Consider the following 14,388-nt stretch of genomic DNA (forward strand, 5'->3'; position numbering starts at 1 on the left):
CATAGGTCTAAAGATGGGGCCGCCGCGCTCATTTCCTTGGCCTGTCGTTAGACAGCAATACTCGGCGCAACGGCCCCGCGCAAAGGGGCGGCGGCCCGGACGGTCAGGCGGCCAGCCTGACCCGGCGGATCGTGGCCGTGGGATGGCCTGTCCCACTTGCGGCGCTGGTGTCAGACACCCGCCGCTAAGCTCCCCACGCTATATCGGGGCCCCGGTGTCCATTTGCGGAGAGGAACCTCCTCTCATATACCCCCAGAAAAAAGGGGCCAAATGGAGATGGCAATTAGAAATTTTCCTGCAAATATTTTTTCATCTGCTTGATACCGCTCTCCACCGAGTGCCGGACGGCGCTTTTGTCTACGCCCTCTTCGCGGGCGATCTGACGGTAGCTTTTGCCCAGAATCAAATAGGCGTCCACGCGGCGCCCCTGGATCTCCGGCAGAGAATTGAGGGCGTTCCACAGACGAAAGAACAACTCCTTGCGATCCATGAGTTCCTGGGGGCTGGGCTCGTGCAGGCAGGCGGAATATTCGATCCCATCGTCACAATCCAGGGAATAATAAGCCTTGTTGTAGCGCGCCCGTTCCGTATGGGCGGCTTCGCGCCGCCTGCTGGCCATGAGCTCCTCGGCCACTTCGTCAGAAACCTCTGTGTATTCATCGTGGGTGTACCACGGGTAAAAGTCTTTCAGATTGATGGTCGTCATTTGTAATTCCTCCGTTCAGATGGTTAGGGGGTGAATGGCAATCTGAACGGGGGAAGGTGGAGAGCGGCATCGAAACTCAACTCGTTTCTTTTTTCTTGATATGAATCGCAGTACACTTTGTTTTCCGTACCGAACTTCTATGCAACATTGAAATTCACATTCGACAACTCAGAAAACCAAAGTGGCCTGGGATTCATCGAAACCTCCCTTCACCAAACAAATGAATTGTAATACCTAAAAAAGGCGCACTGTGATGAATTTAGTCAGAAAAGAGTGTATTGTAAAATATTTTTGAGGTGAATTACAATGCAATCTTATTCTAGGCCTTTAGGCGACGCAGTAAAGCGTGCGCGAGCTGAACTTGGTTTCACCCAGAATCAAGTTGCAGAAGCGGCAGATATTGATGTGCGTACAGTACTGAACATAGAGAACTATAAAGGCAATCCTAAAATGGAAGTGCTCTTCCCTCTTGTACGTGTGTTGAAAATGGACTCTAGAGAGATTTTCTATCCAGAAATGCGTCGTGAAAGTCCAGCAATTCGCCGGTTGCGCTTCTTGATAGAAGAATGTAGCGAAGAAGAAGCAGAGGCTTTAGCACCTGCGATAGAGTCTATTCTGTCTGTATTGAGATCAAAAACAGCTGCTACGGTTGGCTAATCATAAAAAAGAGAGCCTGCGTCCCTTATATTGGGGAAGCAGGCTCTTCATGCCTAAGTGTCAGGCTCTTTGCTTACTACCATTTTCAGTTGTACGACATCTACCCTGATTTCCTTTTTACATTTAGGGCAGTAAAGGGGGAATTTCACAAGGACAGTATCTGCAAATATTTTTGTTCGTGTCTTTCCACCACAAATTGGGCAGCAAACCCACAGTGAGCCTTGTTGATCGTTTTTTACTGGTTCTATTCCGTCGTGTCTCTGCGTTAATCGGCGGGATCTATCAGACGAAATATACATACCCTCAAAAGGTCAGTTGGCTTCAAGCGAGATTTGATGATTTCCGTATTTCACATAGTCTACCTGAGACAGATCCAACGGAGCGGCGAACACATAATACTCCATGCCTTCCATACCCGCAGTCTCACTAATAGCTACTGTGGAGCCGTCCTTTAAGACAACTTCCAAGGGACCGACATACGGAACAATGCGGTTGTTGTTAGGTTCTGTAGCGGAGTAACTGAAAGTAAGGCTCAAAGGCGAAAGAGTTAGGTTCTCCAGCGTACTGGTATATCCGTATTCTTCATCCGTCCAGGTCAGGCCAGCCGTATCCAGCGAGAGTATCTCGGTATCATTATAAAGGGTAATGTCGAAGGAAAACTCTCCACTCAGAATTTGAGTATATTCCTTTTCGGGAGTCTGAAGCCATAGCCCATGAAGGGTAAGCTGCTTGGACACCTCGTCATTGAAACGGACATCGGTTCCGGTTTGAGCTCCAATCCAGATAACAACTTCTTTCAAATTATCCTGGGGATTTTCATCAGGGAGCCAATCACATTTGAGGATGTAACCACTATCGGAATAGGCACCATCCTCAAAGGTAAGCTCCAATGCTTCACCAGGCCCAAAAAGCTGGTAGCATCCATCTGTCTTGCTATCATAATCGGGTAGAATCATATCTTCCGGTGCCTTGATCTGGAGACGGAGATAGTAAACGTTTTCGTCGGCCAGAGCTGCAATAGGTGTAATGGTTGTGCCGTTGCTGGTTACACCATTCTCAAAAGTCTTTCCCATCTGGTCAATGACCTGAATCTGGCCATCCGAAAGAGAGCCATTCTTTTCAGCAAAGAAATTCTGAAGCAGCGCTCCCGCACCGAGTACATGACCAACTGCCAACGCAGAAACAGTAAGTGTAGAAATGATTGCTGCAACCGCCAAAAAACGAAGTGGACGGACGTGTTTCCGCGGTTTATTCATTGATACTTTATTCATAGTTAACTCCTTAATCCGTGACGAGGAGTAAGGAGTAGTAATGCCCAAATCCAAACCCTCTACCGGGTATGAATCCAGCAAATCGGAAATATTACGCTTCATTAACAAATCCCTTCCTCGTCAGTATTTCTTTTAGTTTTGCGCGACCTCTTCTAAGCCTGGTTTTGATGGTTGATTCATTGATTGCCATGCTAAGGGAGATCTCTTGAATCGTTTGAGCGTAGTAATAATATCGTAAAAAAATCTCTTGATCTTGTTCTGGCAACGATTGGATTGCTTTACGAACGAGCTGTTGCTCCTCGGCCTGCTCAACATCATTCAGCGGATCATTGGGGCCGGGAATATCAAGAAAATCATCTTCTAGTGGAAGAGTTTTTCCCATCTTCCGTAACTTGTTTTTTGCTTTATTTCTCGCAACGGCAGCAAGCCACCCTTTTACAAAACCCGGTTTCAATTCGGATGATTGCTGCCATGCAGCCAGAAATACATCTGATACGACCTCCTCTCCGTCCTCCTGGGACATAGCACCGCGAAGAATATTCCATACCACAGTAGAAACATAAGGTATGTAAATATCCATAAGTGATTCTAGCCCAGACGGATCACCGGTTTGCATTTTATGCAATATGGCATCTTCTCTCATAAGAAAGGCTCCTAACTGTCTTTGAAAGCTGCTTTCGCTTATAATATCACACCATTTTGATGCTAGGTTTCAAAAATTTTTGCTTTTGACGGCTACTGAAATCGGTAGCAGTTTTGGGAATATTCATCGATGAATTTGAGATATTGTTCACGGCTCGTAATTTCTAACGGTAGTCCGTTTTCCGTAGTATGAAATGATACAATGTGATTTTCCTCGTCAATCCATACGCGCCATGATTCGCACAGATCTTTTTCTACTTCCATTCAGTATCCCTCCATCTACCATGGTTGCTTAAGAAAATTCTTTATAAAGTTGATTGTTGCAATAAGGACAGAATTTGTTTTATATCGCCTCGCATCACTAATATCACATAAAAACTGTGCGTAGTTTCAAAAATTAAAGAGGAAATATATGGAATATATAGCGCGTGTGGCATTGCAATTTTGGCAAGCAATTCGGGTGTGGCCACACTCCGAAATTTTCACAGGCCGCAGGCCCGTGAAAATGCTTGTTGGGGAGCTCCCCAAACCCGCTGAACTTCTGGACACTTTGTCCAGAAGTCCCGGCGCAAGCGCCTGTTGTCGGTGGCCCGGCGCTAACGCTCCTGGGCCTTATTTTTTTGCTCGTCCGCGTGGCCGAGCAGGTGATCGATATTCGCCTTGACTGCTACGGCCTGCCGCATATCCGCCTGGGCCTTGCGGTATTCCGCATAAAGGGCCTTTTTCTTTTCGGAGAGTTCCCGGTGCTCCTTTTTCAGCGTGTCCATTTTAGGGAGCTTTGCCCCGCCCAAAAGCTCACTCATGGCCACCTTTGCCATCCGGTAGTCTGCCAGCTCCGCCTCGTGCTGGGCCAGATATTTTCTGCTATACCGGGCCGCTTTGTAGCCGTCAAACACGGGCCGCGTCTTTGCGTACTGCACCACCGCGCCCATGAGCTCGGAGGTTTTGGAAAGGGTGGCCTCCGTGTCCCGCAGCTCCTCGGCCAGCTTGTGAGCCCGATCCACCGCCGCCTCGGTGCTTGCCACAAGAGCCTCGTAATCGGCAAGCCCATGCTCCCGGAGATACAGGAGTGCGGCGGCCATCTGCTTTATGTTATAGACTTTGGCCCACCGCTCATAGGCCGGGCCCTTGCCCTGGGCCATGCGTTCTTGAATGTCGATGATCAGATTGACGCGCCGGGCTGGGGCTGGGCTATCCTGGGGGAGCTCTGGGATGGGCCGCTCCCCGGCAATTGCCGCCCGGATGTCATCGGGATCGAAACCTGGGCCCAGGGTGGATGCCCGCAGGCGGGTGTACTTATCCTGCCCCGGCACAAGGAACGAGATTGCACCGCCCCGCCCCTGCTTCACTTGAAAGCCGGACTCCTCCATGAGTCGCAGAAACGCCGGGAAGTCGGCGGGCTTTTGCTCCAGAGCCGCCACGATCCCCAGCCGCACCCGCTGCTGGGCCGAGGGCGGCTTTTCTCCGATCCATTGTCCATAGTGGAGAAAGCGGCCCTTGCTGTGCTGCTTCGGATTTTGAATGACAGACAGCTCGTGCTCAATGCACACCCGGTCAGAAAGCCGCCGCACCGCAAAGCTGGAGCCAATGAAGTTATGGAATTTCCGGGAACAGTCCTGGGCGGTGGAGTTGTAATAGATGTGGTTGTGAATGTGGCCCTTGTCAATGTGGGTACAGACAAAGAACTGATACTTGCCCTTTGTCCAGCGCATGGCTGTTTCATAGCCGATTTTGTTTGCCTCCTCCGGCGTGACCTCACCGGGCGGGAACGCCTGCCGGATCTGAAAGAACAGGGCCCCGCGCTCCACGGCCCGGCCCGTTTCCGCCTGGTACTGGCTTTTCAGCAGCAGGAACTCAGCGGGGGCGGATGCCGGATCACAGAGATAGGCAGACACGGCCCCCAGCTTTTTCGGATTGAGCCCATAGGCAAACCGCTCCTCCATCGTCTGGATGGCCGTTTTCCCAGCGGCTACCTTATAGGGCCGGATGTAGGTTGTAGCGATAGCCGCACCTCCTTTCCCAGCAGAAAAAACGGGCGGCGGTCTGTTCCACCCGCCGCCCGGAACTTCTGGACAAAGCGTCCAGAAGTATCAGCTTGCCATAAAGTCCATCGCCGCATACTTTACACCATACAGGCGCTCCACCAGCCAGCCGCCCAGGGCCGGGAGCCCAAAGGGGGAAACCAGGAACGCCAGCACCAGCATGGCGATACACCCGGTATGCAGCCCTGCAAAAAAGGCGCAGGCCGCCAGCAGGACGAAAACCGTACACGCCAGCCAGCACACCGCCCCCGCTATGCAGGAGAGGAACGAGAGCACCGCCACAGTGAGCATCAGCGCCAGAACAAAGGGGGCTGCGATAATTTTTATGATTGTCCGCATCGTTCATACCTCCTACAAAAGTTCGTTATTTGCCTCTATATGTATATTATAACTCCGCAGGAGAGGGCCAACAAGGATGCCTCCAAGCCCTTATAAAGCAAAGAGAATATTTGACGTGAACCCAGAAAAATGGTAAAATTATCTTAATATAGTTTATAAGGGGTGATTGTTCATGGCAAAGAAAAAGATCTTTGTTTCTTTTGATTTTGAAAAAGATAGGCATTACAAATACGCTTTAAATATGTGGGATAAAAATCCTGAATTTGAGTTTACTTGTGACGATAGATCTCCAAGTGAAATTCAAACGGATAGTGTAGCTGTTGTTAAAAATGTTTTATCTAGAAAAATAAACGAAGCAACTTATGTAATAGTCATTGTCGGCGAAGATGCAAATAAGTTACATAAGGACTGGAGAGAAATTGGCTATCGTAATTGGCAGAATTATGAAATTGCAAAAGCCAAACAACTTGGGAAAAGGATTATTGCTGTTCAGATTAACTCGCACTACGAATATCCGGAAGAATTGAAAGGCGTAAACGCTGTACGGGTGTATAGTTTTACTCAAGATGCTATTATCAAGGCTATAAGAGGTTATTAAGTATTGGAGAAGATTGATTTACTCTACGATCATTATAAAGAAACAATGCAACTAAGCCTCAATATGCAGAAAAAGAGAGGTACGCTTTTTGTTGTATTTTGCATTTTTGAACTACTCAACTTTTCCATGCTACTGTTCCCCGAAAAAATAACAGCAAGTATATCACAATATATCCTTTCACAATATAATATCTCAGTTGATTTTAGCATAGCAATTTTACAATCTGCGATTTGGATTGCCCTATCATATATTATGATCCGCTATTACCAGACAAATATCTATATTGAACGTCAATATAAATATATTGCTGTGTTAGAAGATAAAATATCAACCATGTTGAAAGAACCCTGCTTTAAACGTGAAAGTGATAACTATTTAGAAAAGTATCCCATTGTTTTGGACCTAATTTCCATGTTTTATACATGGATTATCCCTCTTTTGATTATAATTATCAATATAGGAAAACTTTGGATGGAATTTAGGACAGCAAGCAATTTATGGAGCGTAATATTTGATACACTGTGTTGCGGTTTTACAGCAGTGCTAACAATTATGTACTTAGCGATGATGCACCCACGCCATAAAAACTAATAAACGGGTGTAAGAGGGGGGAGAAATCCCCCCTCTTACATATTGATAACGGCGGAGAGCTTTTCCAGTAGATCGGAAAGGGGCCGCCACAGCTTTTCATAGTCCCGTTGCAGAGCTTTGATCTCCTCCGGGTAAATGCCGCCGTAGGTATTCGCCTGGATTGCCACCTGGTTTAGATTGTTGGAGCACCGCCGCTGGAGCGACACCAGCTCCTGGACGGGTGACAGGTCAACGTGGAGCACATACCCATTGAGGGCCATTTTCCGCATATAGGCTCCCATGTTGCGGATGCCCGCCTCGGCCATGCGTTCCCGGATCAGCGCCTGCTCTTCCTCAGACACCATTACATGGAGATGGATGGGGCGGCGGCGTTTCTTTGTCACCGCTCCTCCCGTTCCAGGCTCCGGCAGACGCGGGGCGGCTCCTTTACCTTGTCCAGCGCCTTTTCCCGTTTCGGGGGCTGGGCAGGGATCGGCGTATTGAATACCCCGGAGAGCCGCAGGGCCTCCTGGTTGGCAAAATCCTGTTCACGCTTCTTTTCCATAACAGTTCTCCTATCTGTCACCCCGGTCAGGGGCTTTCTTTTTAGGGCCGTCCGGGGCCCGCTGCTCCTGGGCCTCCCGTTGGGCCGCTTTCAGTTGTTCGGCAATCGGGGGCTGGTGTTTGGCCTCCTTGTGAGCCCGCGCCACCTCCTGGCGTTCAATGCTGTGGACACGAACGGCCAGTTGCTCCGGGGTGATGTATTCTTTCACCACATAACTGCCGAAGTCAGGGTAAAACCATGTCAGCCGTTTCTGATCCGGGACACGGTGAGCATCCTCCCATTTCCCCACCACCTGGGCCTGGGCATCCATCTGCCTCCGAATGTCCAAATTTTCACGGGCGGGCCGAAGCTCATAGTCCTGCATTTCCCGATCTGTCAGGGGATGGGCATAGATGATGGCTCCCCACGCCTGGAACGACTCACCGGGCACTTGCTGTCGGGTAAAGTACAAATCCATGTGGACAGGGCGGTTAAAGTAGCTGTTCGGGTAAGTGCCGATGTCGATGGGCCGCTGGGTGGAGTAGTATTTGTAGGTTTCCTTATCCGGGGCCTGCTCTATCTCAAACACATGATAGCGCCGCTGATAGTCCTCTGCCCGATTGTGCAAATCCCGTTCCGCCATATCGGGCTCGTTGTGGTAGTGGCCCCAAAAGAAGTCGCGGTGTCCGTCCTGCTCATTGAATTGCCATGTCACATAGGGGTTAGGGGCCTTGGGGTTTTCGCCCAGCACAAAGCCGCATTTGTTATCAAACAGGATCGTGCAGCGGATCACATAGCCTTGATTTTCTTCCAGAATAACACCTCCTTGATGTTGACAGCATCCGGGCCAAACAGGGGCAGGCCGTAGAAACACACGGCCCACCCCAAAAGCGGCCCCGAAAAGCCTTGTAATCAGCGGGTTTCGAGGGCCTAATTGTCAACGCCCCAGCCCCGCTTTTTCCGCATATATTCCCGCTGTTGGCGGCGGTGGGCTTTCTTTGCACAGGCCGCCGAGCAGTAAGCCTGCCGCCGATCCGGGGCAACGGGCCCGCCGCAGATAGGGCAAATCTTAAAATCCGGCCTGGGCCCCTCGGTCAAGAGGGCGGCCTCCAGCGCCGGATCGAGGGGCAGCACCGCCTCCCGAAAGTAGCGGCACAGCGCCCCCGTCCAGCATTTCCCCAGCATATAGCACTCGCAGTCCAGGGGCAGGCAGCCGCACTCCCGATCATAGTTGGCACACCATTTTGTTACCAGGGCTCGGATCGCCCGTTTTTCCTCGCGCGTCAGTTCACGGGCCAAGCCGTCACCTCCCGCCAGCCGGGGCCCACATAAGCTCCCGGTAGCAGGACACGCAGCCAATCCCGCGCCAGTAGGGACACCCGGAACACCGGGAGCCCCTAGGCGGCTTTGCCGGGGTCGGAGCCTGGGGGCGGGGCTTCTGCTGCATCATCTTTTCATAGGGGCTGTTGGTAAACCTCATTTGTCCGCCTCCTCTCCGTCCTCGTCCTCCTCGTCCCAGGGCGGGCCGTCATCGTCATCGTCCCCGTAGCCATCCGGCTCGTCATAGTCCGTGAGCTCGTCGCCGTAGTCCTCCTGGGGCGCGGCGGCTTTCTGCTGTTTGGGGCGCAGCACCTTGAAATAGAACGCCGCTCCGCCGCCCACCAGGGCCACAGCCAGCACCGCCAGGAGCATCCCCGTGTTGCCGCTCGTTTCCGGCTCGCCCTCCTCCGGGGCGGGCTCCTCGGTTTCCGTGGGCTCCGGCTCCGGCTCCGGCTCAACACCCACGCACTTGTTCATATTGACAGAGCAGACGGCACAATCCGTATTGACGGCCCCTGCCTCGCATTTTTCAGAGCAGGAGCACACCGCCTGTTCCACGCCAGCGGCCTCCGCCGCAGCCAGCAGATCGGCCTCGTCCACAACGCTGAAAAAGTAGGTTTCGTACTGTTCGCCCTCTTCGTCCACGGGCTTGTCATAGTCAATGACGATATAGAACGTGTTGCCGCCGCTGGTCTGGACGGTAATAAACTGCTTGTTGGTGTGCTCGTCATAGAGCAGATCGCGGGTCACAAGGTTGCCCTCTTCGGAAAAGCCCTCGCCGGGCTTAATGGTGGGCTCCGGGGCGGGAGTTTCCTCCGTCATGGTGGGATCGCCGTAGTCCGCGCCCTCGCCGCCGTCCGCGTAAGCATACGCCGGGACGCTAAAACCGCATAAAAGAACGACGGCGCAAAGCGCCGCCGCCATCACCCGAAAGCGTTTCATCTTCAATTTTCCTCCTTTCCGCCGTCCTCGGACTTCTGGACACTTTGTCCAGAGGTACCGCCGTCCCGGAGCCGCTGGAGCACCAGGGGCAGCTCCTCCAGGGAAACGCTCATGCCCCGCACAATGTCCACGATCTCCTCGTTTTCCGCCTCCCGGTGCTTTTGCTCCAGCTCTTTCAGCCGGGCCTGCTGTTCGCTGATTTTGGCCTTGACCTTATCAATCTCGGCCTGGATTTTTTGGCTTTTGCTTGCCGCCATAGATAACCTCCTTGTCAGGATAAACGCCCGTAGGCGTAGAAATGAGATTGCCAGTAGCTTGTATTCAGGTTTGCATATTGGATGGGATCGCCACAATGGATCATCATCCCGTCCCCCACATAGATGCCACAATGGGACACGCCCGCCGTGTCATAGGTGCCGACAAAGAACACCAGATCGCCGGGGCGGGGTGCGCTGGTGGGGGTGCAGATGTTATAGAGCCCCTGGGCTCCCAAGCGGCCCACATTCCAGCCGGAGTGATTGATCACCCAGGACACAAAACCGGAGCAGTCAAAGGACGTGGCCGGAGAGCTGCCACCCCACACATAGGGATAGCCCAGGTATTTCTCCGCCTCGCCCAAAATGGCCTCAAAGGTTTCATCGTCCAGATATTCCACCGGCACGTCATAGTCAGCGGGCGGGTTTGTGATGTATTTCCCCACATAGGCTGACTCCGGGAACAGATCGGGCCTGTTCCCCAGGGTGGACATATAGAGGGAGTAACGGGCCATTTGTTCCTCGCCCATCATTTCCAGGGGCAGATGGGAAAGGTTTTTGTTTTCCAGCGTGACATAACAGATGTACCAGGAGTAGGGATCGCCGTCGCTGTCATACCGGGTTTCCCGCACCACGCGCTCCGTCAGGATATACTGGCGGTCAAAGAGGTTTTCCAGGGTGCCCTGCACCTCGTCCGCCGTCCATTCCCCCTCATGGAGCACACAGAGGATAGAGATCAGCACATAGGGATCGTGCTCGATCTCGTCCAGGTCAAAATGGTATTCGTCATAGCTGTGGGTGGCGGTATAGGTGTCCAGGTAGCTTTGCAGCTCGGCCTCCATGCCGGAATAGGCCGCCTCCGCCGCCAGGATCTCCCCGTCCTCCGATGGGTAGGTGGTAGCGCCCACGGCCCCCGCGCCGGAATTTCCCAGCATTACCAGGGAGGAAGAACAGGACTGCATCATAAAGAGCAGGAGCACACAGGTCAGGGCCAACAGCACCCCCACGGGATGCCGCTTCACAAAGCCCGCGATCTTCGCCCCGGCCTTTTCTGTGGCGGCGGCGGTCTTTTGGGCCGCGCTTGCCGCTCCCGTCTTTGCCGCCTCCCGCGCCCGCTTTTGATACTGCTTTTTCAAGCGGTGCTTGCGCCACATCCGGGAAACGGGGGTGCCGGACATTTCCGGGTGCTCCTGGGCAGCCATGCGGAAATGATAGTCCGCCGTGGCCTTGACATATTTGGACTCGGCCCGCTGGACAGCCTTTGCCGGGTGCTGCCTGATTTTCTTTTGCACAAACCGCTTGCCATGCCGCAGGACGGACTCGCCCACCAGCTCAGAGCGGTGGGCCCCCTCGATCCCCACGTTTTCCTGTTCATTCTCATAAATCTTGCCATGCACAAAACCGTGGGCGGCCCCGCCAGCGGCCCGGCCTATCCGCCGCACCGGGCCGGGCTTTTTGGGCGGCTTCTGTTTTGCCAGCTTATCCTTTGCCCGTTCCAGCTTTTCCCCGCGCTCCTCCATGCGGAGCTTGGACGCGGCGGCCTGCTCCTGTTTGCTTTTCTGACGGAACTTCGTCGTCGCAAACTTCGCTTTGGCTCCTTCGGCGGCGCTGCCGCCAAAATCCGCCCGCTCCGTTGCTCCTCCTCTCCCCACAAAGTCTTTTGACTTTGCGGGGTACCCCATGTTCTGGACACTTTGTCCAGAAGTGCCGCTGTCCGCAGCCCCGGCCCTGCCAGGATCGGCGGCGCTCTCCCAGGAGCCGGGGCGCTCCCTGGGCTCCTGTTTGGGCTTATTCGGTTTTCGCTTCATTCTTCAAATCCTCCGGGCGGGTAGTCAGCAGGTTATAGATTTCTCCACGGGGGAACCGATCCACAAAGGGGATCGTCACATCCCCATAGAACAGCAGGCCCTCGCCGGAATTGCTATGGGTGATGTAGGAGAGCTGGTGCTCCGAAATGCCGAGCTGCTTTGCCAGAATTGCCCGGTCACTTTGGGCCTGGGACAGCAGGATCATAAAATCCGTGTTGTCCAGAATGGCCTCAATCTCCCGGCTGGCCAAAAGGTCTTTGACGTTCTGCGTCAGGGCCGAGGGTACACAGCCCTTTTTGCGGAGCATTTTCCACACGGCCACAAAGTAGCTGGCGGTGAGCGCGTCCCGGAGCAGGATATGGAACTCGTCAAAATAGCACCAGGTAGAAACGCCGCTGTGAAAATTCACATTGACCGCCGAAGTTACAAAGTCGTTGGTAACGTGCATGGCGATCTTGCGGAGGTTTTCTCCCAGCCCTTTGAGAACGATGCACACGATATGGGACGTGAGCTTTACGTTGGTCTGGTGGTTGAACAGGTTAAGGGAGCCGGTGCAGTAGAGCTCCAGGGCGGTTGCCACACGGCGGGCCTCCGGCTCCGGCTGCTTCAAAAGCTCCTCGTACAAGTCCTGGAGCAAGGGCGGCTTGCCGTCCCCGATCCCCAGGGCCATGTCCCGGTAGATCAGCCGCACACAGCGGTCAATCACGGTTTTTTCGATGGGCTGCAAGCCGTCCTTGCCGCCCACCACCAGCTCACACAGGGACAACAAAAAATCCGCTTTCATGGAAAGCGGGCTTTCGTCATCGTCCAGGTCAAGCTGAATGTCCATAGGGTTAATGTGGCTGGGAGAGCCGGGAGCGATCTCCACCACCTGGCCGCCCAGCCGACGCACCAGCGGGGCATATTCGCCCATCGGATCAACAATGATAATGCGATCCTTTGGGATAGTGAGAAACACATTGATGATCTCACGCTTTGCGGCAAAGGATTTGCCGGAGCCCGTGGAGCCGAGATAGAGCCCGTTGGCCGATTTCAGTTTTTTGCGGTCAGCCATGATGACGTTATGGGAAAGGGCGTTCATGCCGTAGTAGAGGGACGGCCCGGCCATGCGGAGCTCCCTGGTCATAAAGGGAATGAAAATCGCCGTAGAGCTGGTGGTCATGCCCCGCTGGATTTCCACCTCGTTATAGCCCAGGGCCAGAGAGGACACAAACGCCTGCTCCTGCTGCCAGTCCAGCCGCTTCAAGGCACAGTTATATTTCTGCGCGATGCCGCCCACGGTAAACACATCGTTTTCCAACCGCTGCCGGGTGGGGGCGATATTGATGACCGTGAACGTGAGCAGGAACATTCGCTCGTTGCGGGACTGGAGATCAGCCAGGAGCTCCGCCGCGTCCTTGCTAAACGTGATCAGGTCAGGAGGCAGAATGTCGGGATCGTACCCGGCCCGCACCGCCTTGCGCTGTTCCTCCACTTTCATTTTGCCGATGTCGGAGAGCTTTCCCTTGATGGTCTTAATGGCTTTGAGCTGATCCACCGTCTGGATGTGCATGGTAACGGTCATTTCCGCATCCAGCTCCAGGATTTCCGCCAGGAGCTTGTCAGAGAGCTCGGACGCCAAAATCTGCAAGTAGGATGCAGCGCCCCAATACTGACCGATGCGGAATGTCCGGGATTGCCGGAAGTCGAAGCTGTCCGGGGCAATAAAGTCCTTTGTCCCCATGCCCGTCCGGGGAATGTCCTGCCAGGAGAAGCGGAACGGCTCCCGGCTGCCGGGGTGCATCTGACTGTGAAGCAGCGCCAGCCGTTCCTGCCCGTCCATCGGAGCAGAGGGAACGCCCAGCCGTTTCAGATTGCCTGTCACATCGGCCTCCACCCGTTCCAGGCGGGGCCGGGCCTCCGCGATCCCCTCGGCAGGCAGCCCAAACGTGATGTATTTAGACCGCTCGATGCCGTTGTTGCTTTTGGCAATCTGATTTTTCAGCATACTTGTGAACTCGGCCCGGATGCGGTCAAAGTCATCCTGTGCCGGGGGAATATTGACCTTGTACTTGCTCCGGGAACGGGAGCGGCGGTTGATAAAGGAGAGCTGAAACGGTAGGGAGCTGTCAAAGTAATTGAGGAACGAGCTCCACCCGCTGAAAATCGCCGTCTGATCCTCGGTAGAAGCCACGGAATAATTGATGTCCTCATATTCCACGGTTTTCGTGTAGAGCCCACCGGGGAGCTGGCACACCCCGTCCGGGTGCATCACCAGATAGGGGATCGTCTGCTGGGCAGACAAAGCAGCTTTCCGGTTAGCGGCCTTTCCGGGGCCGCGCTTTGGGCTTTTTGCTTTTTGCAATCGCATCCTCCTTTCTCACAGTGCCCCGCTGGGTAAACGGGGCGTAAATATTCTGCGTCTGATAGGGCCTCACCCCAGGCCGCAGGAAACGAGCCCGCAGGACGTTCCGCACCACCTTTTCAAAGGGGAGCCCGTCTTTTTCGTACATCGCCAGCAGGAACGCCGGGAGCGCCACCGCCATCATCAGGAACATGGCTCCCGTGTTGCCGATGGAGCTCCGGGCCAGCAGATAGGACGGGATGCCCACCGCTGCCGCGATCCCGAAACACACAAGCTGGCGTTTCGTCAGGTTAAAGGCCAGTTTGGTCTTGATTTTGGATAAGTCGTTGGGAACATTCACATAGGGCATGG

At 53.7% G+C, this 14,388-nt stretch carries 18 protein-coding genes; 3 read left to right on the top strand and 15 right to left on the bottom strand.

Annotated features, from left to right (window positions below):
* Positions 1-283: 283 nt before the first annotated feature.
* A complete protein-coding gene (locus H8S57_RS11665; RefSeq protein ID WP_186908266.1) occupies positions 284-706 on the bottom strand; it encodes a sigma-70 RNA polymerase sigma factor region 4 domain-containing protein in 423 nt (140 codons plus the stop codon).
* Positions 707-1,012: 306 nt separating this feature from the next.
* Here H8S57_RS11665 and H8S57_RS11670 point away from each other — a divergent pair, with 306 nt between their 5' ends.
* Entirely contained in the window at positions 1,013-1,363 is a 351-nt protein-coding gene (locus tag H8S57_RS11670; RefSeq protein WP_087271471.1) for a helix-turn-helix transcriptional regulator, read from the top strand.
* Positions 1,364-1,416: 53 nt separating this feature from the next.
* Here the strand turns inward: H8S57_RS11670 and H8S57_RS11675 are convergent, their stop codons facing one another.
* The 5 genes from H8S57_RS11675 to H8S57_RS11695 all read right to left on the bottom strand — a co-directional run bounded on the left by H8S57_RS11675 (position 1,417) and on the right by H8S57_RS11695 (position 5,657).
* On the bottom strand, positions 1,417-1,662 hold the full coding sequence (locus H8S57_RS11675; RefSeq protein WP_186908267.1) for a cysteine-rich KTR domain-containing protein: 246 nt from the start codon (positions 1,660-1,662) through the stop codon (positions 1,417-1,419).
* 12 nt (positions 1,663-1,674) lie between these two features.
* The gene (locus tag H8S57_RS11680) at positions 1,675-2,736 is read right to left on the bottom strand and encodes a hypothetical protein (protein WP_186908268.1); all 1,062 of its coding nucleotides are present in this window, start codon (positions 2,734-2,736) and stop codon (positions 1,675-1,677) included.
* Positions 2,726-3,277 (bottom strand): RNA polymerase sigma factor, encoded by a 552-nt coding sequence (locus tag H8S57_RS11685; protein ID WP_050618675.1) that lies wholly within the window; start codon positions 3,275-3,277, stop codon positions 2,726-2,728. The genes H8S57_RS11680 and H8S57_RS11685 overlap by 11 nt, the downstream gene beginning before the upstream one ends.
* Before the next feature lie 595 nt (positions 3,278-3,872).
* On the bottom strand, positions 3,873-5,219 hold the full coding sequence (locus tag H8S57_RS11690; RefSeq protein ID WP_186908269.1) for a relaxase/mobilization nuclease domain-containing protein: 1,347 nt from the start codon (positions 5,217-5,219) through the stop codon (positions 3,873-3,875).
* Positions 5,220-5,366: 147 nt separating this feature from the next.
* Positions 5,367-5,657 (bottom strand): CD1845 family protein, encoded by a 291-nt coding sequence (locus tag H8S57_RS11695; protein ID WP_186908270.1) that lies wholly within the window; start codon positions 5,655-5,657, stop codon positions 5,367-5,369.
* Between the two features lie 172 nt (positions 5,658-5,829).
* Here H8S57_RS11695 and H8S57_RS11700 point away from each other — a divergent pair, with 172 nt between their 5' ends.
* Entirely contained in the window at positions 5,830-6,255 is a 426-nt protein-coding gene (locus tag H8S57_RS11700; RefSeq protein ID WP_186908271.1) for a TIR domain-containing protein, read from the top strand.
* Positions 6,256-6,258: 3 nt separating this feature from the next.
* Positions 6,259-6,846, top strand: a complete 588-nt coding sequence (locus tag H8S57_RS11705; RefSeq protein WP_186908272.1) for a hypothetical protein — start codon at positions 6,259-6,261, stop codon at positions 6,844-6,846.
* A gap of 35 nt (positions 6,847-6,881) precedes the next feature.
* Here the strand turns inward: H8S57_RS11705 and H8S57_RS11710 are convergent, their stop codons facing one another.
* The 9 genes from H8S57_RS11710 to H8S57_RS11750 all read right to left on the bottom strand — a co-directional run bounded on the left by H8S57_RS11710 (position 6,882) and on the right by H8S57_RS11750 (position 14,386).
* The gene (locus H8S57_RS11710) at positions 6,882-7,229 is read right to left on the bottom strand and encodes a plasmid mobilization protein (protein ID WP_186908273.1); all 348 of its coding nucleotides are present in this window, start codon (positions 7,227-7,229) and stop codon (positions 6,882-6,884) included.
* Positions 7,226-7,390 (bottom strand): hypothetical protein, encoded by a 165-nt coding sequence (locus H8S57_RS11715; RefSeq protein ID WP_186908274.1) that lies wholly within the window; start codon positions 7,388-7,390, stop codon positions 7,226-7,228. The genes H8S57_RS11710 and H8S57_RS11715 overlap by 4 nt, the downstream gene beginning before the upstream one ends.
* Positions 7,391-7,400: 10 nt before the next feature.
* On the bottom strand, positions 7,401-8,162 hold the full coding sequence (locus H8S57_RS11720) for a defense against restriction DarA-related protein (protein WP_186908275.1): 762 nt from the start codon (positions 8,160-8,162) through the stop codon (positions 7,401-7,403).
* Between the two features lie 137 nt (positions 8,163-8,299).
* On the bottom strand, positions 8,300-8,668 hold the full coding sequence (locus H8S57_RS11725; protein WP_006575040.1) for a cysteine-rich VLP domain-containing protein: 369 nt from the start codon (positions 8,666-8,668) through the stop codon (positions 8,300-8,302).
* A 177-nt stretch (positions 8,669-8,845) separates the two neighbouring features.
* Positions 8,846-9,631 (bottom strand): DUF4366 domain-containing protein, encoded by a 786-nt coding sequence (locus H8S57_RS11730; protein WP_186908276.1) that lies wholly within the window; start codon positions 9,629-9,631, stop codon positions 8,846-8,848.
* Positions 9,632-9,633: 2 nt separating this feature from the next.
* Positions 9,634-9,888 carry a DUF4315 family protein gene (locus H8S57_RS11735; protein ID WP_007491255.1) on the bottom strand — a complete coding sequence of 85 codons (255 nt, stop codon included), beginning with the start codon at positions 9,886-9,888 and terminating at the stop codon, positions 9,634-9,636.
* Positions 9,889-9,902: 14 nt separating this feature from the next.
* Positions 9,903-11,693 (bottom strand): C40 family peptidase, encoded by a 1,791-nt coding sequence (locus tag H8S57_RS11740; RefSeq protein WP_186908277.1) that lies wholly within the window; start codon positions 11,691-11,693, stop codon positions 9,903-9,905.
* Positions 11,674-14,043, bottom strand: a complete 2,370-nt coding sequence (locus tag H8S57_RS11745; RefSeq protein WP_369807619.1) for a VirB4-like conjugal transfer ATPase, CD1110 family — start codon at positions 14,041-14,043, stop codon at positions 11,674-11,676. Before H8S57_RS11745 ends, H8S57_RS11740 begins: the two co-directional genes overlap by 20 nt.
* Positions 13,991-14,386, bottom strand: coding sequence for a PrgI family protein (locus tag H8S57_RS11750; RefSeq protein ID WP_186908279.1), 396 nt, complete (start codon positions 14,384-14,386; stop codon positions 13,991-13,993). Before H8S57_RS11750 ends, H8S57_RS11745 begins: the two co-directional genes overlap by 53 nt.
* Positions 14,387-14,388: the final 2 nt, after the last annotated feature.

Source organism: Lawsonibacter hominis (assembly GCF_014287895.1).
Classification (GTDB): domain Bacteria; phylum Bacillota; class Clostridia; order Oscillospirales; family Oscillospiraceae; genus Lawsonibacter_A; species Lawsonibacter_A hominis.

What these genes read in the sequence shown, in the direction of transcription:
- H8S57_RS11730 (WP_186908276.1), bottom strand. Translation starts at nt 9,631, where the DNA reads ATGAAACGCTTTCGGGTGATGGCGGCGGCGCTTTGCGCCGTCGTTCTT.
- H8S57_RS11750 (WP_186908279.1), bottom strand. Translation starts at nt 14,386, where the DNA reads ATGCCCTATGTGAATGTTCCCAACGACTTATCCAAAATCAAGACCAAA.
- H8S57_RS11685 (WP_050618675.1), bottom strand. Translation starts at nt 3,277, where the DNA reads ATGAGAGAAGATGCCATATTGCATAAAATGCAAACCGGTGATCCGTCT.
- H8S57_RS11695 (WP_186908270.1), bottom strand. Translation starts at nt 5,657, where the DNA reads ATGCGGACAATCATAAAAATTATCGCAGCCCCCTTTGTTCTGGCGCTG.
- H8S57_RS11675 (WP_186908267.1), bottom strand. Translation starts at nt 1,662, where the DNA reads ATGTATATTTCGTCTGATAGATCCCGCCGATTAACGCAGAGACACGAC.
- H8S57_RS11745 (WP_369807619.1), bottom strand. Translation starts at nt 14,043, where the DNA reads ATGCGATTGCAAAAAGCAAAAAGCCCAAAGCGCGGCCCCGGAAAGGCC.
- H8S57_RS11735 (WP_007491255.1), bottom strand. Translation starts at nt 9,888, where the DNA reads ATGGCGGCAAGCAAAAGCCAAAAAATCCAGGCCGAGATTGATAAGGTC.
- H8S57_RS11740 (WP_186908277.1), bottom strand. Translation starts at nt 11,693, where the DNA reads ATGAAGCGAAAACCGAATAAGCCCAAACAGGAGCCCAGGGAGCGCCCC.
- H8S57_RS11680 (WP_186908268.1), bottom strand. Translation starts at nt 2,736, where the DNA reads ATGAAGCGTAATATTTCCGATTTGCTGGATTCATACCCGGTAGAGGGT.
- H8S57_RS11690 (WP_186908269.1), bottom strand. Translation starts at nt 5,219, where the DNA reads ATGGAGGAGCGGTTTGCCTATGGGCTCAATCCGAAAAAGCTGGGGGCC.
- H8S57_RS11700 (WP_186908271.1), top strand. Translation starts at nt 5,830, where the DNA reads ATGGCAAAGAAAAAGATCTTTGTTTCTTTTGATTTTGAAAAAGATAGG.
- H8S57_RS11715 (WP_186908274.1), bottom strand. Translation starts at nt 7,390, where the DNA reads ATGGAAAAGAAGCGTGAACAGGATTTTGCCAACCAGGAGGCCCTGCGG.
- H8S57_RS11665 (WP_186908266.1), bottom strand. Translation starts at nt 706, where the DNA reads ATGACGACCATCAATCTGAAAGACTTTTACCCGTGGTACACCCACGAT.
- H8S57_RS11670 (WP_087271471.1), top strand. Translation starts at nt 1,013, where the DNA reads ATGCAATCTTATTCTAGGCCTTTAGGCGACGCAGTAAAGCGTGCGCGA.